General features: G+C 60.5%; 21 protein-coding genes. 20 read left to right on the top strand and 1 reads right to left on the bottom strand.

The features are described 5' to 3' along the window. The first annotated feature begins 63 nt into the window (after positions 1-63). Genes SJY32_RS01180 through SJY32_RS01210 form a run of 7 tightly spaced genes read left to right on the top strand, consistent with a single transcriptional unit; the run spans position 64 to position 7,829 of the window. Positions 64-825 (top strand): CDP-alcohol phosphatidyltransferase family protein, encoded by a 762-nt coding sequence (locus SJY32_RS01180; protein ID WP_376870639.1) that lies wholly within the window; start codon positions 64-66, stop codon positions 823-825. Beyond that, on the top strand, positions 822-2,456 hold the full coding sequence (locus SJY32_RS01185) for a sulfatase (RefSeq protein WP_376870641.1): 1,635 nt from the start codon (positions 822-824) through the stop codon (positions 2,454-2,456). Before SJY32_RS01180 ends, SJY32_RS01185 begins: the two co-directional genes overlap by 4 nt. After that, positions 2,456-3,361: a YbhN family protein gene (locus tag SJY32_RS01190; RefSeq protein ID WP_376870643.1), complete on the top strand. Its 906-nt coding sequence runs from the start codon at positions 2,456-2,458 to the stop codon at positions 3,359-3,361. The genes SJY32_RS01185 and SJY32_RS01190 overlap by 1 nt, the downstream gene beginning before the upstream one ends. Then, positions 3,358-4,377, top strand: a complete 1,020-nt coding sequence (locus tag SJY32_RS01195) for an ABC transporter substrate-binding protein (protein WP_376870645.1) — start codon at positions 3,358-3,360, stop codon at positions 4,375-4,377. The genes SJY32_RS01190 and SJY32_RS01195 overlap by 4 nt, the downstream gene beginning before the upstream one ends. Further along, positions 4,367-5,164: an ABC transporter ATP-binding protein gene (locus SJY32_RS01200; protein WP_376870648.1), complete on the top strand. Its 798-nt coding sequence runs from the start codon at positions 4,367-4,369 to the stop codon at positions 5,162-5,164. Before SJY32_RS01195 ends, SJY32_RS01200 begins: the two co-directional genes overlap by 11 nt. Then, positions 5,161-6,732: an ABC transporter permease gene (locus SJY32_RS01205; protein ID WP_376870650.1), complete on the top strand. Its 1,572-nt coding sequence runs from the start codon at positions 5,161-5,163 to the stop codon at positions 6,730-6,732. The genes SJY32_RS01200 and SJY32_RS01205 overlap by 4 nt, the downstream gene beginning before the upstream one ends. Positions 6,733-6,779: 47 nt before the next feature. Further along, positions 6,780-7,829 (top strand): glycosyltransferase family 4 protein, encoded by a 1,050-nt coding sequence (locus SJY32_RS01210; RefSeq protein WP_376870652.1) that lies wholly within the window; start codon positions 6,780-6,782, stop codon positions 7,827-7,829. Between the two features lie 26 nt (positions 7,830-7,855). Here the strand turns inward: SJY32_RS01210 and SJY32_RS01215 are convergent, their stop codons facing one another. Further along, entirely contained in the window at positions 7,856-9,514 is a 1,659-nt protein-coding gene (locus tag SJY32_RS01215) for a GMC family oxidoreductase (protein ID WP_376870654.1), read from the bottom strand. Between the two features lie 475 nt (positions 9,515-9,989). Between SJY32_RS01215 and SJY32_RS01220 the strand changes: the two genes are divergently transcribed. From SJY32_RS01220 to SJY32_RS01280, 13 genes are all read left to right on the top strand, one after another. After that, on the top strand, positions 9,990-10,805 hold the full coding sequence (locus tag SJY32_RS01220; RefSeq protein ID WP_376870657.1) for a creatininase family protein: 816 nt from the start codon (positions 9,990-9,992) through the stop codon (positions 10,803-10,805). After that, positions 10,802-11,590 carry an ABC transporter ATP-binding protein gene (locus tag SJY32_RS01225; RefSeq protein WP_376870660.1) on the top strand — a complete coding sequence of 263 codons (789 nt, stop codon included), beginning with the start codon at positions 10,802-10,804 and terminating at the stop codon, positions 11,588-11,590. Before SJY32_RS01220 ends, SJY32_RS01225 begins: the two co-directional genes overlap by 4 nt. Continuing rightward, positions 11,568-12,419 (top strand): ABC transporter permease, encoded by an 852-nt coding sequence (locus tag SJY32_RS01230; RefSeq protein ID WP_376870663.1) that lies wholly within the window; start codon positions 11,568-11,570, stop codon positions 12,417-12,419. The genes SJY32_RS01225 and SJY32_RS01230 overlap by 23 nt, the downstream gene beginning before the upstream one ends. Then, the gene (locus SJY32_RS01235; RefSeq protein ID WP_376870665.1) at positions 12,409-13,581 is read left to right on the top strand and encodes an amidohydrolase family protein; all 1,173 of its coding nucleotides are present in this window, start codon (positions 12,409-12,411) and stop codon (positions 13,579-13,581) included. The genes SJY32_RS01230 and SJY32_RS01235 overlap by 11 nt, the downstream gene beginning before the upstream one ends. Continuing rightward, on the top strand, positions 13,578-14,945 hold the full coding sequence (locus SJY32_RS01240; RefSeq protein ID WP_376870667.1) for an FAD-binding oxidoreductase: 1,368 nt from the start codon (positions 13,578-13,580) through the stop codon (positions 14,943-14,945). The genes SJY32_RS01235 and SJY32_RS01240 overlap by 4 nt, the downstream gene beginning before the upstream one ends. Before the next feature lie 19 nt (positions 14,946-14,964). Further along, a complete protein-coding gene (locus SJY32_RS01245) occupies positions 14,965-15,954 on the top strand; it encodes an ABC transporter substrate-binding protein (protein ID WP_376870670.1) in 990 nt (329 codons plus the stop codon). An 11-nt stretch (positions 15,955-15,965) separates the two neighbouring features. Then, a complete protein-coding gene (locus tag SJY32_RS01250) occupies positions 15,966-16,559 on the top strand; it encodes an NAD(P)H-dependent oxidoreductase (RefSeq protein WP_376870672.1) in 594 nt (197 codons plus the stop codon). 9 nt (positions 16,560-16,568) lie between these two features. Next, the gene (locus tag SJY32_RS01255; protein ID WP_376870675.1) at positions 16,569-17,021 is read left to right on the top strand and encodes a RidA family protein; all 453 of its coding nucleotides are present in this window, start codon (positions 16,569-16,571) and stop codon (positions 17,019-17,021) included. Beyond that, on the top strand, positions 17,018-17,632 hold the full coding sequence (locus SJY32_RS01260; protein ID WP_376870677.1) for a TetR family transcriptional regulator C-terminal domain-containing protein: 615 nt from the start codon (positions 17,018-17,020) through the stop codon (positions 17,630-17,632). Before SJY32_RS01255 ends, SJY32_RS01260 begins: the two co-directional genes overlap by 4 nt. Before the next feature lie 517 nt (positions 17,633-18,149). After that, positions 18,150-19,277, top strand: coding sequence for an amidase (locus SJY32_RS01265; RefSeq protein ID WP_376870679.1), 1,128 nt, complete (start codon positions 18,150-18,152; stop codon positions 19,275-19,277). Continuing rightward, positions 19,274-20,416 carry an acyl-CoA dehydrogenase family protein gene (locus tag SJY32_RS01270; RefSeq protein ID WP_376870681.1) on the top strand — a complete coding sequence of 381 codons (1,143 nt, stop codon included), beginning with the start codon at positions 19,274-19,276 and terminating at the stop codon, positions 20,414-20,416. Before SJY32_RS01265 ends, SJY32_RS01270 begins: the two co-directional genes overlap by 4 nt. A 37-nt stretch (positions 20,417-20,453) precedes the next feature. Continuing rightward, entirely contained in the window at positions 20,454-20,813 is a 360-nt protein-coding gene (locus tag SJY32_RS01275) for a hypothetical protein (RefSeq protein WP_376870683.1), read from the top strand. After that, positions 20,810-21,343, top strand: a complete 534-nt coding sequence (locus SJY32_RS01280; RefSeq protein ID WP_376870685.1) for a nuclear transport factor 2 family protein — start codon at positions 20,810-20,812, stop codon at positions 21,341-21,343. Before SJY32_RS01275 ends, SJY32_RS01280 begins: the two co-directional genes overlap by 4 nt. Positions 21,344-21,347: the final 4 nt, after the last annotated feature.

A 21,347-nucleotide genomic window follows, 5' to 3' on the forward strand; every position in this document is an offset into this window, starting at 1 on the left:
ATTTCTTGAATGTATCACGCTCACCTTGCTTGACAACGCTTTCACCGCCCTAAATGAGGATCCATGAGCTCATCATCCTCCCGTCGCCAGACGTTGCGCATCCTAGCAGTCCTCACAGATAAATCCCCCCTCGGGGCAAGCACGCGCATGGGCCTTTTGGCGCTCTGCCTTGCGCCAGTGTGCGCAGCGCTGGCCTGCCATTTCGCGGCCGGGAAAGGGCTAATAGCGGCCAGTTTGTTCATGGCGCTCGCCGCTTTTACGACCGTGATGATGATCCGCACCTATCCGCATTCCCGCCTCGGGCTTTGCAACGCGGTGACTTTGCTGCGCGCGGGGATGGCCTGCGCATTGACCGCGCCGTTGTTCCTCGCCGGTCCGCCGGATTACGCGGTCGCCTGGACGATTTGCAGCGTCGCAGCACTCGCGCTCGCGCTCGACGGGCTGGACGGATGGGCCGCGCGCAGTAGTGGGCTGGGGTCAAATTTCGGTGCGCGGTTCGACATGGAAGTTGATGCAGCATTCGGGCTTATTCTCGCGGCCCTAGCGATAGATATGGGCAAGGCCGGCGCGTGGGTCTTGTTGCTCGGCAGCATGCGCTATCTCTTTGGAATCGCTGCTCTATGGCTGCCGTGGCTGGGGGGCCCATTGCCCGAGAGATTCAGCCGTAAACTGGTATGCGTCCTCCAGATCACGGCGCTGATTACCCTGCTTGCGCCCCCCATCACAGGTGGTATCGCCACGCTCATTGCCTTGACCGGAATACTGGCCTTGGCATGGTCATTCGCGGTCGACGTCGTATATCTTGCAAACAGGCGGCCCACATGAACGCGACGTCCCTTAAAACCGGAGCAAGCCTTTGCCTTGCCGCGCTGTTCCTCAATCTCGCACTCATATTGCCGAACCGCCCGACGGATCTCGTTCTCGCAAGTGCGGTCCGGATTGCCTTCGAGTTGCCCGCGATCCTGTTCGCATTGATGGCGGTGCGGGCGGGAACGCGCACGGCTTGGATGGTGCGCGGCGCGGTCACGGCGTTGATCGTCGTCTCCGTCGTGCTAAAACTCGCTGACATCGGGATATACACCGCCTTTGCGCGCCCTTTTAATCCGGCAGTCGATTTGTTCTTTATCGGCGCGGGGGCGAACTTGGGGCTCAGAACCCTCGGCGGTGCCTTGATGGGCGCCGCCGTCCTTCTCGGCGCAGGCGCCTTCGCGCTCTTGGCTTGGGGGCTGTGGTGGGCGACGGCACGCTGGTCAGGCTTGATGCCGCGCGGCACGTGGGCGGCCGTCTCGGGGTCGACGGCATTGATCTTGGTCCTTCTGATCGCATTGCAGGTTACCAATTCCCTCCCCACACGCCTTCCCTTGCACGCCGCGACCACGCGCCAAGCAAAAGACCATATCCGCACTTATGTCACCACCGTCGACGACATCAAACGCTTCCGCATGGCGGCGGCGAGCGATCCGTTTGCGGGTCGCACAGATCTGTTTGACCGTGTCAAAGATCGCGACGTCTTGATCGTGTTCATCGAGAGCTACGGCCGCGCCAGCTTCGAAAACCCGCTCTATGCACCGACCCATATCGCCACGCTGCGAGCAGCCGAGCCATCAATCGCGGCGCAGGGTCTCATTGCGCGGACAGGATGGCTGACGTCTCCGGTGGAGGGTGGCCAAAGCTGGCTCGCGCATAGCACGCTTGAATCGGGCCTGATGGTCTCCAATCAAACGCGCTACCGCGCCATGTTGGCCAGCGACCGCCTGACGCTGTTTGATCTGGCCGCCGCGTCAGGCCTGCGCACCGCCGCCGTGATGCCGGGGATCACGATGGCCTGGCCCGAAGGGCCAATGCAGGGCTTCCAAACCATCCTCGCGGAGGCTGATCTGGGCTACAAGGGCCAGCCTTTCAATTTCGTGACAATGCCCGATCAATACACGCTCGCCGCATTTGATCGCCTGATCCCGCGGGGACAAAAGGCGGGGACACTGTTCGCGCAGATTGTTTTGCTTTCGTCTCATGCGCCTTGGGTGCCCGTGCCGGAGATGGTAGATTGGGCAGAGGTCGGTGACGGCACGATTTATGACAAATGGGCCACATCCGGAGATCCGCCCAAGGTCGTTTGGCGCGACCGTGACCGTGTGCGCGACCAATACCGCCAAGCGTTGGATTATTCCTTGCAAGCCATCCTGTCGTACGCGGCGCGACCGCCTGAGGAAGCGCCGCTAATGATCATTGTGGGTGACCATCAAGCCGCGCCCTTCGTTGCGCAAAACGATAGCAAAGATGTCCCGATACATCTGATCGGCCCACCCGACGTCATCGCCCTGTTCGACGATTGGGATTTCGCAGACGGCCTCATTCCGCAGGCCGAAACGCCCGTTTGGCCGATGGAGGCGTTCCGCGATACATTCGTGCGCGCGGTGTCGAGCACCGCTGGCCCTGCCGTGCAGGACATCCGTTGATGATGCGGGGCCTTGCGCGCCTCGCGGTGGTGGTGGTGCTCTTGTCTCTCGTTTGGATGCTGGCGGACGGGCCTGCCGCGATCACTCGGCTTCGCGCGGCGGATTGGCGCTGGTTGCTCGCGGCGTGGCTCGTCGTCAATCTACAAACCGTTTTATCGGCGTGGCGATGGTGCGTCACCGCAAGGGCCTTAGGCCAAACCATCGGGTTGGGCGAGGCAACAGGCGAATATTATCTCGCGCAGCTCGTTAATCAAACGGTGCCCGGCGGGGTTGTGGGAGATGCAGCGCGGGCTGTGCGTGCACGCCATTCGGCGGATTTGAAACGCTCTGCGCAAGCCGTCGTCATAGAACGCCTCGCAGGACAGATCGCGATGGCGGCGGTATTTGTCCCCGCGTTGGTTTTGACAGGCAACGGGCTTTGGGCGCTCGCGCTCACTGTCGCGGGGGCGGTTATCTGGCGGGCGTTAAGGGGCATCTCGAAACTGCACTCCATTCGTGCGCCCCTTGCCCGCGCGCTGTTTGCGCCGTCTGTCCGCCTGCCACAAATCTCTCTCGGCTTGGCGATTGTGCTGTGCAACATCGCCGCATTTGTCTTTTGCGCACGCGCGATCAGCGCCGCTCTTTCTCTTGACGCGGCCCTTACCGTCGTCCCACTTGTTCTCACCGCTATGCTCATCCCCTTCACCATCGCGGGCTGGGGGTGGCGCGAGGGCGCAGCGGCCGCGCTTTTCCCTTTGGCGGGGCTGGCGCCAGAGGCTGGTGTCGCCGCGAGCGCGGCCTTCGGCGCAGTGCTATTCGCCTGCTCCCTGCCCGGGTTAGCGTGGCTTGGCACAAAAAGAGGCCTGCGATTTGCCTCCCCCGAAAACAGCCATATATCGGATACGAACAGCGGAGAGATGAAATGATGATCAAGACTTTGTCACGGCGCGACTTCTTGGGAACCACCTTGGCCATGGGCGCGAGCGGTCTCATGCCTCTAGCCTTCGGTGCGCGGAGCGCAAGCGCGCAAACGGCGGGGGCACAAATTCCGGCTGCGCTACAGCTTTCATGGCTACATTCTGTGCAATTCGCCGGCAGCTATATCGCCCAGTCAAAAGGCTATTGGAACGACCTCGGACTCGAAGTCACACTCAATCCCGGTGGCCCTAACGCGCCGGTCGAGCCGCCCGTCGTCGCGGGCACCGCGCTGATCGGGGTCTCCGCCGCCGATTATACGGCCGCCGCGGTTGAGCAAGGCGCACCGTTCCGGATTATCGGCGCTGCGATGCAGAAAAATCCGTTCGTGATCGCATCGCTTCCCGAAAACCCTGTCCGGACCCCCAAAGATCTCGAGGGAAAGTCCATCGGGATGTCTCTCTCGAACACACCCGTCCTGCAGGCGCTGTGCACATTGAACGATGTCGATTTTGACGCGATCACGGTGATCCCGACACAGTATGACGCGGCGCCGCTTCTGGCAGGGCAGGTCGATTGCCTCTTGTGCTGGGAAACGGATCTACCCGTCGCCATGATCATGCGCGGCGTTGATCCGGTCACCATGCTGATGGCAGATCACGGTTACGCCGTGCAATCGCAAACCTATATCACGACGATCGACAGCCTTGAGAACCGTCGCAAAGAGGTGCTCGCCTTGCTGCGCGGCGAAATCCTCGGCTGGACCGATTATCAAGCTGACACTGACGCAGCAGCCGCCCTGACATTGGAGATGTTCCCCGATGCCGGTCTGGATCTTGAAACGCAGCGCCTGCAGGCCGAGAAGCAAGTCCCGCTGATGTTCTCGGATGTGACGCAAGCGCAAGGGTTTGGCTGGTTCACCGATGAGAGCATCGCCGCCAACATCGAGACCCTTGGGATTTTGGGGCGCAAGGTGACGGCCGATCTTTGGGATCGGTCGTTGCTAGAGGAAATCCATGCCGGCTGACACCGCACCCGATATCCGCTGCCTCAATCTCTCGCGCCATTTTGGCGATGGCGCGAAGCGGGTTGAGGCAGTGGCGCCAACGACCCTGACATTCGAGGCGGGCAAGACGACCGCGCTCGTCGGGCCGTCAGGATGCGGAAAATCGACGCTTTTGCGGATGATCGCTGGTTTGGATGACCCAAGCTCGGGCGAGGTCAAAATCAGCGGCGAGACCCCTGTGCAAATGCGCAGGAAAGCGGGCTTGGCCTTCGCCTTCCAAGATGCTGCCTTGCTTCCTTGGCGCAGCGTGCGAAGCAATATCGCGCTGGTGCGCAAACTGGCCGCTTTGCCGCCTGACCCCGACGGGATCGATCATTTGATCCGCTTGGTTGGTTTGGAAGGGTTCGAAGATCGCCGCCCCGCAGATTTGTCGGGCGGGATGCGGCAACGCGCCGCGATTGCGCGATGTCTCGCAACCGATCCGCGCCTTTTGCTACTAGACGAGCCCTTTGGCGCGGTCGACGAACTGACGCGCGCTCGATTGAACCGCGAGCTGCCCGCGCTGTGGCAGGGACGCGGGATGACCACGCTGTTGGTGACGCATTCGGTCGCGGAGGCGGTCATGCTTTCAGACCGCGTGATCGTTTTGTCACCCCGTCCGGCCTGCGTTGTTGCGGATATCGCGATCGATCTCCCGCGTCCGCGCGAGATGACGGCGGTGGCCGAATCCCTGATCGCGCAAGTGAGCGCCGCACTCGCACAAAGCGCCCCCTCCGGCGCCACGAATTTGACATACGCCCTACAATGATGCTTTCTGCCGCCTCGTCCGCCCTTCGCGCCCTTCAGAACGCTGCTTTGGCCCTGATCTTCCTCGGCCTCTGGCAGGGGCTCGCGATTGTGCTGGAGGGCAGCTATCTTCTCGCGGGGCCGATCGAGATTTGCGCCTACCTGATGGACAATGGTGCCTTGATCTTGCGCGCGTTGAAGGTCACGGCCTTTGCCGCAGGGGCGGGCTTTTTGATTGGTAATCTTGTCGCGATCTTACTTGCGGTGACGGCGATCCTTCTCCCGCGTACCGAGCGCCTGATCTCCGCACTTGCGCTCGTGACGTTTTGCTTGCCGCTGGTCGCAACAGGACCGATCCTCCGCGTACTTTGGGGGCAAGGGGCGGGGCCGCAAATTACGCTCGCCGCGCTGGCAGTTTATTACACAACCTACCTGCCCTTGATGGTAGGGCTTCGCGCCGCACCTCCGAGTTGGTTTGATTTGATCAAAACCTATGGTCGCGGGCGCGTGGCCGCCCTTATCGAAGTGCGCGCGATCTCCGCCCTGCCCTATCTGATCGCTGGTCTGCAAATTGCCGCTCCGGCGGCTTTTCTAGGCGCGATGATCGGTGAGTTCACCGGCGCAGAGCGCGGCTTGGGCGTTCTTACAATCCGTGCGATGCGGGGGCTCGATCTGGCCGGAACATGGGCCATCGCTGTGGTGGCCGCCGGCGCGTCCATGCTGGCCTACGCAGCGGTGGGCTGGATCGGACGCAGGTTTGGCGCAGGGCCGCCGCCTCTCATTCTCGCCCCGCAACGCCCGCAGGCAGGCCATTGGTTCACCGCCGCGAGCTGGCCCTTGATCGTCATCGCGGCCACAGTGGCGCTGTGGTGGGCCTCGATGGAGGCCTTCGACCTCAGCCGCTTTTTCGCAAAACGCCCCGCGGATGTTTGGGCCTTTATGCTCACCGATGCGACCGCCGCGCAAAATCGCGCGACACTCCTTACGGCGCTGCGTGAGACACTTGTTCTCACGATTCCGGGCTATCTCCTCGGCCTTGCGACGGGGATGTTGCTCGCGATGGGGATCGCGCTGATCCCCGCAGTCGCGCGCCTCATCATGCCCCTCGCCATCGCTTTGCGCGCCATCCCGATCATTATCACCGCCCCCTTGATCGTCGTCGCACTTGGCCGAGGCCCCGCCGCCACCATCACCATCGTCGCGCTCATGATATTCTTCCCGACATTGATCGCATGTTTACAGGGCCTGAGCCGTGTGCCCCAACAAGTGCTAGACCTGTTCAATAGCTACGCCGCAAGCTCCCTGCGCCGCGTGTTCAGCGCGCAAGCGCCTGCGATGTTGCCCGCGTTTTTTGCCGCCGCGCGCATGGCCGTTCCCGCCGCTGTGCTGGCCGCGACGACGGCGGAATGGTTGGCAACCGGGCGCGGCATTGGTGGGCTAATGGCGCTGACCGCCTCGACATCCGGCTACGGTATGCTTTGGAGCTCCGTCGTCGTGCTGGTTGCCATCGCGGTCCTCGGCTATCTCGCCGTGGCACAAATGGAACGCAGCGTGCTGCGGATCTACGGCGCGGAGCAATTGACGCGGTGAGGGCACATTTTGAGACGCAAGAATGATCAACCAACCATGAGACTCCCATGATGAAACCTGCCGCCTTCGCCATTCCGGGTGATTTCACGCAACTGACCGGCGGGTTCATCTATGAACGCAGTCTTTTGCTTGCCCTGCGCGATGCGGGACGCACGGTTGAGCATATCGTGCTGCCAGCGGGGTTTCCTGACCCAACTGCCGATGAAACGGCTCGCACGCGCGCCATGCTCACCGCCATCCCGGCCGAGGTTCCGGTTATTCTCGATGGCCTTGTGTTTGGCTCGCTTGACCCTGCGATTTTGGATGAGATGGCCGCGCCCGTGGTTGCGATGCTGCATCACCCGCTAGGTTTGGAGACAGGCCTCACCGCTCAGCGTTCTCATTTCCTTCTCGCGCGCGAGGCCGAGAATCTCAAACGCGCAGCTCATGTTGTTGTCCCCAGCCCGCACACGGCAGCCATCTTGCAAGCCGAATTTGGCGTCGCACCGCACCGCATCACAATCGCCTTGCCTGGGTTCGCGCGGCGCGTCCCTCCCCCCCCCGCCCCAAGGTCCACCCCGCCCCTCATCCTCTCGGTCGGACTTTTGGCCGAGCGCAAAGGCCATGACACGCTTATCCAAGCGCTGGCACAGCTCACAGATCTCGACTGGCGCGCCGAGATTGTCGGAAAAGCGCATGACCCCAAAGTCGCATCGGCGCTCGCCGCGCAAATCGAAGCCTCGGGCCTGCAAAGGCGCGTCTCGCTGGCGGGCACTTTGCCGCAAGATCAGCTCGATGCGCGCTATCGCACCGCAAGCCTGTTTGCCTTGGCCACGCGCTATGAGGGGTACGGGATGGTGTTTGGCGAGGCGATGTTGCACGGCCTGCCTATTGTGAGTTGCCAAACAGGCGCCGTGCCCGACACAATCGCGCAAGGCGCCGGCCTACTGGTGCCGATTGACGCGCCCGATGCCTTCGCCGCCGCCATGCGCGATGTGTTAACAAACGACGATCTGCGCGGGGCGATGGCGGCTGCGTCGGCAAGCGGCGGGCGTCAATTGCCAAGCTGGGCCGATACGGCCGCGATCATGGGCCGCGTCTTGGACGGATGCGCCTAGCGTTCGTCTTTTTGGCCCAAGGCGCGTCAATGCGCCGCCAAGATCCAACGCGCCGCTTTTTCCGCAATCATCAAGGTCGGTGCGTTCGTGTTGCCGCTGGTGATTTCGGGCATCACGGACGCATCCACCACCCGCAGGCCAGCGACGCCCTTCACTCTTAGCTGAGGGTCCAGAACGGCCGTCGCATCTGACGGATGCCCCATCTTCACCGTCCCCGCCGGATGGAAAATCGTATTCGCGATGTCGCCCGCGAGCTTGGCCAGATCATCGTCCGATTGATATTGCACACCGGGCTTGAATTCGATCGGCTCATATCGCCGCATCGCAGGTTTGGCGATGATGTCACGCACCTGTCGCAAGCTGTCCGCGGCGACCTTGCGGTCGTCCGCCGTCGCAAGATAGTTGGGCGCGATCAGTGGCGCATCGCGGAAGTTTCCAGACGCGATCTTAACCGTCCCACGACTTGTCGGGTTCAGGTTGCACACGCTGACGGTAATTGCGGGGAAGTCATGCAGATCACCGCCAAAAGCTTCAAGGCTCAACGGCTGCACATGATATTCGAGATTGGCGTGGCTCCGTGCTGGATCAGACCGCGTGAAGGCGCCTAGCTGGCTTGGTGCCATACTCATCGGCCCTGTGCGTTTTACCAAATACTCAGCGCCGATCTTCGCTTTGCCCAACAGGCTATTGGCCAACGTATTGAGCGTTTTTGTACCGCTCACCTTATAAACAGCCCTAATCTGCAAATGGTCTTGCAGGTTTTCTCCGACAGGTGCATCGCGCAAAACCTCAACACCCTGCGCGCGCAGGACGTCAGCGGGCCCGATGCCCGAAAGCTGTAAAATCTGCGGCGAATTAATCGCCCCCGCCGATAAGATCACCTCTCGCCGCGCCGTGACACAGATCGTTTGCCCCGCACGGTGGACATCGACCCCGTTGCAACGCAAGCCCCCATCCCCCCCACGCACAACTGTGAGACGCTCCGCTTGCGCTTGGGTCCATACCGTCAAATTCGGGCGCGCTTTGGCCGACCGCAGGAACGCTTTGACCGTGTTCCACCGCCATCCCGAGCGCTGGTTCACATCGAAATACCCAATCCCCGAATTGTCTCCGGTGTTAAAATCATCCGTCCGTTTGATCCCCAATTCGACGGCCGCTTGCGAGAAACTATCCAAAACATCCCACCGCAAGCGCTGTTTTTCCACGCGCCACTCGCCGCCATGGCCATGAAAATCCGAAAAGCGGCTATTGTCGCCCGTCACAGGATCGGCCCCGTCATCGAGCTTATAGTGATCCTCATGCGCCTTGAAATCGTTGAGGGAATTCTCCCAGTTCCAACCGGCCTCGCCGCTTAGCTTTGCCCAATTGTCGTAATCGCGCGCTTGCCCGCGCATATAGATCATTCCGTTGATAGAGGAGCATCCGCCAAGTGTTTTGCCACGCGGGTAACGCGAGACCCGCCCGTTCAGGCCTGCGTCAGGTTGTGTATGATACATCCAATCCGTGCGCGGATTTCCGATGCAATACAGATAGCCTACGGGAATATGAATCCACGGGTAGGTATCCGCCTTACCGGCCTCCAATAAAAGAACGCGGTGCGCAGGATTCGCGCTCAAACGGTTGGCGATAAGGCACCCCGCGGTGCCGCCGCCGACGACAACAAAATCGAACGTTGTACTATCCATCGCCCACTCCTCCTCCTCGATTGCCGCATCGCGCGGGGGGCCCCAGCCGCCTGCGATCAAGGCAGATTAGTCGCGCCTCTCAAGGCTGACCAATGACAAATCGGCCAAAGTGATATCAATGTCTTTTATATCAAACGCCGGTGACGCAGCCGATGCCGCCGCAGACAGACAGCGATTCCTGCCTCAGGGGTACTCCGGCAAAACAGGCGCGCGCAGCCGTTGATGTCTCGCATTGGGCCCAAGAATTGCGCGCAATTTGTCATGCGTGCCGAAGAAACGGGCATGTGAGTTTCGATATCAGAAAGACAAACCAAATGGTTTGACTAGTTGCATTGCTCTGTGCCCGATCACAGGAACAGCGTGGTCGTCCTGTTATCCGATCCCCCGCTGCGTATCTCGATGGGCCTTGCCCAAAAGCATCTGACCGCATCGCAAACCCCGCACAGGCGATCAACCAAACGGAGTGGCCACCGACATGCAGCATCGATTTTGGGCAAATTATACCGCGCGTGATTTTGCCGCATTGGATCATGACGCCCTGATAGCGGTTCTGCCAATCGGCGCGATCGAACAGCATGGCCCGCATCTTCCGCTTTCGGTGGATCAGGCAATCCTCGACGGGATCGTCGCCGCGACGATCCCTTTGCTGCCTGATACGCTCCCCGCGCTGTTCTTGCCGACGATGCCAATTGGTAAATCGACCGAACATTCCGCTTGGCAAGGAACCCTGACCTTCTCCACGCAGACGTTGATTTCGATGTATATGGAAATTGGCGATTGCGTTGCGGCGGCGGGCGTCCGCAAGCTTGTCTTTCTGAATTCCCACGGTGGCCAGATTGCCATCATGGATATCGTGGCCCGCGATCTGCGCATCAAGCATGACATGCTAACGGTCGGGGCAAACTGGTTCGCGATGGGCACGCCGCAGGGCCTGTTGACGCCGGAAGAAGACCGGTTCGGTATCCATGCAGGCGATATGGAAACCTCCGTCATGCGGGCGCTGCATCCTGAGCTCGTGCATATGGAACAGGCGCGCAATTTTCCGGCCAAAGCGGCAGAGCTAGCGAGCAAGTTCACGCATCTGGGCTTGTCGGCGGCGGGGAAAATCGGTTGGCAAGCGCAGGATATGAATGCCGCGGGGGCCTGCGGCGATGCGACCAAGGCGACCGCAGAAAAAGGCGCGGCCTTCGTGCAGCATGCCGCCAAAGAAATCGTCACCTTACTTCAAGAAGTACATGCGACCCCCCTGTCATTCCTGAACACGCAGGCCAATCCGGAGGCTTATGCATGACGCACCCAAGCTCGCCGCCTCCCGTCATCCAAATGGACCGTGTGACGCGCCGCTTTGGCACGCAAGTTCTCGCCGTCGACAACATGACGTTGGATATCAAGGAAGGTGAGTTCGTCAGCTTTCTCGGGCCTTCGGGGTGCGGCAAATCTACCGCGCTCAAGATGATTGCAGGGCTTCTGCCCGTCAGCGCGGGCACAATTCGCATCGCCAAATCCGAAGACAGATCAGAGCAGGAGCTTGCCTTTGTCTTTCAAGAACCGACCCTGATGCCTTGGGCGACAGTGTTCGATAATGTTTTCCTGCCGCTGCGTCTTGCGGGCGTAAAACGCGCCGATGCCGAGCCCCGCGTGATGGCAATCCTTGCTGAAGTTGGCCTCACCAAATTCGTCGCAAGCTATCCGCGCACATTATCTGGCGGCATGAAAATGCGCGTCTCAATTGCCCGTGCGATGGTGACGCGCCCACGCATTTTGCTCATGGACGAGCCGTTCGCAGCCCTCGACGAGATGACGCGTTCCAAGCTGAACAATGACGTCGTGCGTTTGGCGAAGGAGAATGGGCTGACGGTGATTTTCGTGACGCATTCGGTTTTTGAGGCCGTCTACCTTTCCTCGCGCATTGTCATCATGGCCGCGCGCCCCGGTCGCGTCGCGGCCGATCTCGCCATGGAAACACCGTGGCCCCGCGAGGAGAGTTGGCGCACCAGCCCCGAGTTTTCCGCTCAAGCGCAACGCGTCTCCGACGTTTTGAAAGGGACATTGCATGTCGATAATCTTGACCACTGAAAACGCCGAAGCGCCGATCAATCTTGAGCAAGAGGCCCGCGAAAAACGGCAGCGGTTGCTCTCTTGGCTGATGCCCGTCGTGATGCTGGGCATTGCGGTTGGCTATTGGGAATGGGCGGTGTGGTATTTCGAGGTGCCGCGATACCTGATCCCCGCGCCAAGCGTGATCGGCCAAACCTTGGTGACAGACGGACCCTCATTGATGGTTTCGGCATGGTTTACCGTCAAGCTGACAGTCCTCTCGCTTTTGCTGGCGGTGATTGGGGGCGTGACACTCGGCGCCCTCTTTGCCCTCTCGCGCACCGTCGAGATGAGCCTATTTCCGTTCGCTGTGATCTTGCAGGTCACGCCCGTCGTCGCCATCGCGCCCCTTATTCTGATCTATGTGCATTCCACCTTCGCGGCTCTACTGATCTGCGCGTGGATCGTGGCGTTTTTCCCGATCCTGTCCGGCACCGTAATCGGGTTGCGCTCGGCCGATCATAACCTGCGCGATCTGTTCACCCTTTACCGCGCCACGCCATGGCAACGGTTGCGCTTCTTGCTCGCACCCTCGGCCCTGCCGCAATTCATGTCAGCCCTTAAAGTGGCGGGCGGGCTTTCGTTGATCGGGGCTGTCGTGGCGGAATTCGTCGCAGGCGCCGCGGGACAAAACACCGGCCTCGCGAGCCGGATTATCGAATCCTCGTTCCGCAGCGAGATCCCCCGCATGTTTGCGGCGCTCGTCCTCGTGTCCTTGCTGGGGATCGTGATTTTCCTGCTGACGTCTTGGGCATCACGCCGCGTCTTGGGGCATTGGCATGAAAGCGAGTTGCGCCGTGAGCATTGATCTCTCTTGTCTCAATATCGGCGGCAAGTCCATGCGCTTGCGTGTCGCAAATGGTCTGATCACCGAGATGACCCCCGTGATTGGCCCCGCGACAGCGGTGGCGATGCCCCTGCCCGTCGATCCCCACCTCCACCTTGATAAAACCTTCACCATCAGCCGATGCGGCGACATTGAGCCAGGGCTTTTTGGCGCGATTGATGCGAACCGCGCCGATGCGGTGAACTGGACCGAGGCCGATGTCCATGCCCGCGCCACACGCGGTATCCGTGAGGCCTATTCCAACGGGATCAATGCGCTGCGCAGCCACGTTGATTGGGTGGAACCAGACGCTCCTATCGCATGGTCGGTGTTGGGGGATATTGCCACGGATTGGGCAGGAAAACTCACCGTGCAACGCGCCGCTCTCGCGCCGCTGGATTTGTTGAGCGACGAGACGCACGGCCCGCGCATCGCCCGCCATGTTGCCCAAAGTGGCGGGATTTTGGGATGCTTTGTGTATTGCAACGCGGACCTCGACGCAAAGGTTGAGACCGTTTTCCGGCTCGCCGCGCAGCATGACCTCGCTTTGGATTTTCACGTTGACGAGGGCCTCTCCCCCGACGCCCGCGGCTTCGACGCAATCGTCGCGATGACGGCCAAATATGCGATATCAGGCCGTGTGCTGTGCGGTCACGCCTGTTCACTATCAATCCGGCCGGCGGCGGAGGCGGCGCGCGCGATGGAAAACGCCGCGAAAGCCGGAGTTGCGCTCACCGTTCTGCCCACAACGAACCTGCATCTGCAAGACATGCAGCCGGGCCGCAGCCCGCGGTTGCGCGGATTGGCCCCGATGCAAGAGCTGCGCGAAGCCGGTGTCCGCGTTGTACTTGGCGCGGATAATGTCGCGGACCCGTTCTATCCGCGGGGGTGCTTTGACGCGGTTGAAACGCTTCGCATCGCCTGTCTTGCAGGCCATTTAGACCCCGCCGACTGGATCAACGCGATCTCGACGGACGCCGCGACGGTGATGGGCGTGCCCACAGGCGCGATCACCGTCGGCGCGCGAGCAGACTTTTTGATGATTGAGGGATCTGATTGGGGCGATGCGCTGCGCGACCCGCGCCGCACCCGCCACGTGATCAGAGCCGGACAAAACCAGATGACAGGAAAGACCGCAGCATGACCGTATCTGTAGAGCGCATCGCCGCCTTTTGCGCCGATATTCCCGGCATTGCCGTGCAAGACGAGGCTCGGGTGTTGGCGGTAAAATCCAAGGATTACTACTGGTACTCGCAAATCCTCGCCGAGAAGCTGGACGACAAGCTTGGCCAGCTCCTTGTCCTGCCCACAACCGAACAAGAGGTGATCACTGTCGCGGCGGCGGCGGCAAAGCACCGCATCCCGATCACCGTGCGCGGTGGCGGCACGGGAAATTACGGGCAATGCGTGCCGATGGAGGGCGGAATTATCCTCGATATGACCAAACTCAACCGTGTCCTTGATATCTCGGAGGGTCGCATCATTTGCGAGGCGGGCGCGCGGATCGAAGCGCTCGAGACGGCCGCCGCCCAGACTGGCCAGATGCTCACCATGTTCCCCTCAACCAAGCGGTTGGCCACTATCGGCGGCTTCATGTCGGGCGGCTCGGGCGGGATCGGATCACTGCGCAACGGGATGCTGCGCGACGGCGGGAACGTCACCTATGTGCGCGTCGTCACCGTGGAGGAAACCCCGCAGGTGATCGAGTTGCACGGCCTTGATATCCTCAAGGTCCAGCACGCCTACGGCACGAATGGCATCATTACCGCGATGGATTACGCGTTGATGCCATCGGTGGATTGGCAACATACAATCGCGCTCTTTGACGGGTATGACGCCGCGCTCAATTGCGCTGCAGACGCGCAGACAAGCGGCATCGACGCCTATCTGATGACAGCGGTCGAGCGCCGGTTCGCGCGCTTCTACAAACGGCTAGAGGGGTATTTCCCCGCAGATCGCGACGCGGTTTTCGCGATGATCGCACCTTGCGATGTCGACGCCTTCGCCGCCAAAGTCGCCAGCCACGGCGGCACGGTCACCGTGTCGCAATCCCTCCATGCGATGGAGGCCGCGAATTTGCCCGCGACGTGGGAATGCGGGTGGAACCACACCACCCTTCAAGCCCTCAAGGTTGAGCGCGGCGAATGGACCTATCTGCAAGTCGCCTACCCGCGCCCCTTCGATCCCGCCGTCGCCCTGCGCCAGCAAGAGCGTTACGGCGAGGAGCTCTATTTCCACCACGAAATGGCGCGGATGGACGGCGAGATCCAGATTTTTGCTCTGCCGATCCTGCGCTGGACGAGCAAGGCGCGCACCTACGAAATCATTGCGGAAATGGAACGCCTCGACGGATGCACGATCTTTGATCCGCATGTCATCACGATCGAGGACGGCGGCATGAAGGAAATCGACACGGCGCAGATCGAGTTCAAAAAACGCGCCGATCCGCACGGATTAATGAACCCCGGAAAAACACGGGGATGGACAGCCGATATGGCACAAAATTAACCCAACAGAGGAAATGATCATGATGAAAAGCTTGGTTTTGACGGCGGTGGCCGCAACACTCGCCACGGCGGCGGCGGCGGATGATAAGGTCGTCTTCGCGACGAACTGGCTCGCGCAGGGGGGCCACGGCGGCTTCTATCAGGCGATGGCGGACGGCACTTATGCGAAATACGGTCTTGATGTCGAAATTCAGCAAGGCGGACCACAGGTCAACAACCGCCCCATGCTGGCGGCCGGGCGCATCGATTTCCTGATGACGGGCAACTTGCTCTTGTCCTTCGACAACGTGCGCAACGAAATCCCGACAATCGTCGTTGCGTCCTATTACGAGAAAGACCCGCAAGCCCTCATCGCACACAAAGGTCAGTATAAGGACTGGGCCGATCTGGCGACCGCGCCGGAGGTTCTGATCGGCAAGGATGGTCAGTTCAGCTTCTGGCAGTGGATGACCGCGTCGCAAGGCTTCGCGGATGAGCAACTGCGCCCCTACGGATACAACCTCGCGGGCTTCCTCAATGATGAAAAGATGGTCCAGCAAGCTTATGCAACCTCAGAGCCGCTCTACGCCGAGAAGCAAGGCGCGCCGGTGGATACGTTCTTGATGGCCGATCATGGTTGGAACACCTATTCGACGACCGTTGAGGCGCGGGTGGAAATGGTCGAGGAGAACCCCGATCTGGTTCAACGCTTCGTCGATGCCTCCACAATCGGGTGGTATAACTACCTCTACAACGATCCTGCTTTGGGCAATGCCGCGATCATGGAAGCCAACCCCGAGATGACCGAGGAAGGTCTCGCCGCGGAGGTCAAGCAGTTGATTGATTTCGGGATCATCGGCTCGGGCTATCAGGCCGAGGCAGGCATCGGCGCGATCGATATGGACCGCGTTCAGGCCTTTTATGACACCGTTGTCGAAGCCGGAATTTTTGAGGCGGGCGACGTCGATATTTCCAAAGTTGCCACAGATCAATTCGTTAACCGCAAGGTTGGCATGGATCTTGTCAAATAAAGGATCGGCACATGCGTCTGCTCGTTGTCTTTTCGCATCCAAGCTTGGACAGCTACGGCGCTGCGATCTATGAAACCGCTTGTCGCACGTTGCGTGCGGCGGGCCATGACTTGCGCTGTCATGATCTTTACCGCGAGGGGTTCAATCCCGTTTTATCGGCGGAGGAATGGTCGGGCTATCTCGATAAGACCGATGAGATCATCGCAAAACATCCCGATCACGTCGCGGATGTGCAATGGGCCGAAGGGCTCGTCGTAATCTACCCCACTTGGTATTACGGCGCACCTGCGATGCTCAAAGGTTGGTTGGAGCGGGTCTGGCTACCCGGGATCACCTTCGAGATTTCCGACTCAAAGCAGCGCCGCCCGAAGCCGAAAATGTCCCACATCCGCCTGTTCGTCGGCATCACCACATCGGGCAGCCCTAGGTGGTGGATCAAACTGATCCGCGATCCGGGCCTTAGCCTTTGGACGCGTGGCTTGCGTGTTTTGTTCAACCGCCGATGCAAAACCATCTGGCACCAGCTGTACAATATGAACCACACAACCGACTCCGACCGCGCGGCATTTTTGACCAAAATCGAACGCCGTTTGGCACGATTGTAGGAAAGCGACATGACCAACACAGCAAAACCACTCGCCCGCTATTCGGCATGGACGCGCCGCGGCGATTTCATCTTTCTGTCCGGCGTGATTGCCGTCGATCCGCAGGCGGGCAAAGTAATCACCGGCTTTGCCGATCTTCCGCCTGACATCGGCCCAACGATCGGTCAGACGGGCGAATTCTCCGTCGATGCGAAGGACGGCCCAATCCTTGCGCAAAGCTGGTTCGTATTCAACAGCATCCGCACCACAATGGAAGATGCGGGCGGATCAATGGCTGATGTGTTTAAACTCGTGCAGTATTTCCGAAATCTTAACGACTTCCCGCGCTACAACACCGTGCGCCGGATGTTTTTCCCGGATACACCGCCCGTCTCGACGGTCGTCGAAGTCTCTGCGATGATGCCATCGGATGAGATCGTCATCGAAGTTGAAGCCACCGCCTACTTGCCGGAGACAAAGTGACCCAGCTGAGCATTGCCCAAAAGCGCGCCGATCTGAAAGCGCAGATCCGTGATGCCGCGATTATGGAATTCGCGGAGCACGGGCTTGCAGGGACATCGACCCAAGGCATTGCCGATCGCGCGGGGATCACGAAAAACAAGCTGCACTATCATATCGAAAGCAAGGAAGACTTGTACCAACAAGCGCTCGATCATGTGATCACCATCTGGGCCGAGCTGTTTAACGGGATAAATCTGAACCAAGGGCCGGAAGTTTTCCTATCGGATTACATTGCGCGCAAGATCAATTTCTCCCTGACCCATCCGGCAGAAGTCAAAATGTTCACGGGCGAAGTGATGCGCGGCGCGCCTTATCTGCGCGAAAACTGGGCAGGCTCGCGCGAAGTAAGCCGCGCCGCCGCACGTGAAATCGAGCGTTGGGCCGCAGACGGTTTGATCCGGCCGGTAAATCCGATGCTGCTACAGTTCAACATCTGGGCGATGACCGAGGCTTACGCCGTGCTCGGCCCTGAATTGCGCTTCATGTTGGATTTGCAAGACGGCACCGATCTTGACGAGGCCGCGATCTGCAAGGAAGTCACCGCGCTCGTGCTGCAAGGACTGCGCATTTAACGGCAAAGCGCAGCGCCAAATATTAACAGCGCTCAAATGATGGTCACGATTTTCGGTCACAATCTCATTAAAGCGGCAAATATTAATGAATATTCACCAATAAACTCCCGCGGCGTGGGTAGTTTGAAATTCGACGGGTTTGTCCCACCTCCCTCTTCAAATCCAGCGGCCTCAAACGCAGTGAACGTTAGGGAATCGGAGTAATCGCGGGCCGGATCTCGATCCAAATGCGCCCTCGGCGTCGTTTTTCGCCACGATCTTACAGATCACACCGCACCGCGGCCAATCCGATACCAAAATCGCGTAATTTTTCCGCTACATCAGCAGACATTTGATTTTTATAGATAAAAACGAGCGTAATAACCAATACGGACGCCCGCCGTCACAGATCTCCGATCCCAGAACGGATACGCATATCGCGCGCGCAAATTTACGGTAATATTCACCTTAATGCAGCACGCCACGTACCCTGTCAGTCGTGATTGCCGCTCAACCCGTTCCAAGAGCGAGGCCGGATATGCGAGAGAACGCCATCACCAAACACCTGTCGTTGGGCGAAATCGGCCCGCGCGTTCTCGTCAAGGAATCAATCGCCATCGAAGGGCTCGTCACGCGCTGCGGCAGTGCGGCCTTCGCAGATGCGCCGGTCGAGCCGTGCCACGCAGCTATCGTGGAGAAAGTGCTAACCCGCGCACAGGTCATCGGCACTGTGACAATGCATGAGCTCGCCTTTGGAGTGACGGGGATCAACGATTACGCAGGCACCGCCGTGAACCCGCACTGGCCGGACCGGATCACGGGCGGGTCTTCATCGGGCTGTGCCGCGGCGGTCGCCAATCACATTTGCGACTTCGCAATCGGAACGGATACGGGCGGGTCCATCCGGCAACCCGCCTGCTGCTGTGGGGTGTTCGGATTAAAGCCCACCTTCGGCGCAATTGATCGTCGCGGCGCTATTCCACGAAGCTCGACACTCGATGTCATCGGCCCACTTGCCGCAACCGCCCCCATGCTGACCACAGCCGCCGCAGTGATGATCGACGGGTTCACACCGACCCGGATCGAGGCCCCGAAACTCAAACAGATCGTCGTGCAAGCAGATGACGATATCCAGGAGGCTTTGTTGAAAGCGCTTGCCCCTGTCAACGTCCCGCAAATCGCCCTCCCCAGCTTCGCGGAGGCCTATGCGGCGGGGCTTACCCTGATCAATGCGGAAATTGCGGCCGAGTTTGGCCAGCTTGCGCGGTCCAACGCAACGATGGGGCCGGATGTGCGCCCCCGTATTCTTGCCGCGCTGACGGTGACGCCGGCACAGGTGAATGAGGCAGAAGAAATCCGCGCGCGGTTCACCGCCGAAGTTGACGCAGCCCTTGAGGGCGTTGACGCTTTGGTTTTGCCAACACTGCCTTGCGTGCCACCCACCTTGGATGAGGCCCGCGATCCTGTGGCGCTTTTGCCGCTCACGCGGTTGGTGCGGCCCTTCAATCTCTCGGGCCATCCCGCGCTCACCCTTCCTTTGCGCACCCGAGACGGCTTGCCCGCTGGCCTACAATTGGTCGGACGCTACGGTGCAGAAGCCACGCTCTGCGCAGTGGCCGAGCATCTCGCCGCATCGCAACCCTCAGCATCGGAGTTGCCCGCATGACCCGCCTTGATCCGAAACTGGCACAAACGGCAGCGCTCAACGCGCTGTGCGAGACGATCCGCAGCCGCCGCGCCGAGTTTGACCGCCTGCGTCATATTCCCAAAGACATCATCGACGGATTTCGCCGCATCGGCATTTACCGCGCCTTCGTCCCCGAACGCTTTGGCGGCGATGCTATCACCCCCATGGCGTTCCTATCGCTGATCGAGACCATCGCGGCAGCGGACCCGTCGGCGGGTTGGGTCGCGAGCTTCGGTGTCTCCTCGACCTATCTCGCGGCCCTCCCGCCCGAGACATTCGCCGCGATCTACGGCGCCAACCCCGATACCGTGTTTGCGGGCGGGCTATTCCCGCCGCAAAAGGCATTGCGGGTGGCTGGCGGCATTGAGGTTACGGGTCGTTGGGCGTGGTGTTCAGGCTCAATGGGCGCGGATTATCTGGGCGGCGGCATCAAGGTGGAGGGCGACACGACACCCCTTCCCCGCACCGCCGTTATGCCGCGCGACAAGGTGATGATCGACGAGGTCTGGAACACGATCGGGCTGCGCGGCACGGGCAGCCATGATCTCGTCGCGGAGAAGGTGATCGTCCCCGAGGACTGGACATTCATTCGCGGCGCAAGATCGACGATGGATGATGCCATTTTCCGCTATCCCGCTATGGCTTTGGCCGCGCAGGTCTTGGCCGTCGTCGCGTTGGGGGCCGCGCGCGAGGCACTTGATTTCATTCGCTCGGACGCGGCGCAGCGCGCGTCGATCACAGGCGCCCCAAATCCTGGCGAGCGCGCGTATGTTCAGGCGCATCTCGCGCGGGCCGAGGCCACGCTCGCGGGAACGCGCGCCCAGTTTTATGACGCCACCGCGCGTGCTTGGGATGAATTGCTGCACGCCGACAGCGTCAGCCATGACACCCACATCCAGCTTCGCCTCGCCGCGACCTCCGCCGCCCATGATGGCGCCGCGGTGGCGCGCGAAGCCTTCGTTATCGGCGGCGCGGGCGCGATGATGGCGGGCCACCCCCTTGGCCGGATGATGGTCGATGCCGCTTGCGTCGCACAGCATGCTTTCATGGGCGAGGGCACTTGGACCGCCGCAGGCGCCGCGATGTTCGGCCAACAAACCCCGCCCGGCTTCCCGTGATCATACCCCGAAATTCCCTCGCGAAAGGTAACCTCTCATGACCGACACACCGATCCGCACGCTGCTTTGTTTCAATAACCACCCGACATTTTTCAGCCTTCCGTTTGATCAAATCGGGCCGGTCTGGAAAGCCACGCAAGCCTTGATTGCCGGCATCGATCAGATGGAGGGGGTGACAATCATCGGCACATTTGACGATGATCAAACCATGGTCGGCGCGACCCAAGGCTTTCCCTACACGTGGTATATCATGGCGGATTTCCCGACCCGCGCCGATGTTCAAGCCGCGTGCAATTTGCTGCGCTTGATCGTTGTCGGTGAGGGCAATGACCGTCTGTGGAAATACATGACCGTCGAGGCCCGCATGGGCCGCGCGTTGGAGATCCCCCAACTGTGAACGATCTGGCCGACATCCTCGCGCGCCTGACGCGGTTGGAGGCGGAAAGCGCCTGCCGTAAATGCCTATCCGATTACATGGACATTTGCGACCGCCTCGACGCCGATACCGATCTGGACGCGCTAAAAGCGCTGTTCACAACCGACGCTGTTTGGGGCGGTGCGGGGGATCGTTATGCACAGGATTTCGGCCAACACCACGGGAACGCGGCGATCATCGCGTGGCTTGGGCAGTTCTGCACAACACCACCGCATTTCGCGATGAACGCGCATTTCCTCTCCTCCGAGGCGATCACCCATACAAGTGGCGGCCCCCCTGGCGGGGGCGTCTCAGGGCGCTGGCTTATGCTCCAAACGCCAACCTTCCAAGACGGGCAAAGCTTTGTGATGGCCGCGCGTTTGGAAGTCGATTTTGAATTTGAGAACGGCGCATGGCGCATCCACCGTTTCAGCACACGCAACCTCTACGCGCGGCCCATCTCCGACTGGAACCAGCCGACACAAATCCCCGCGCCCCGCGCCGGACAGTGAAAGG

The organism is Albirhodobacter sp. R86504, assembly GCF_042466415.1.
Lineage (GTDB): Bacteria > Pseudomonadota > Alphaproteobacteria > Rhodobacterales > Rhodobacteraceae > Albirhodobacter.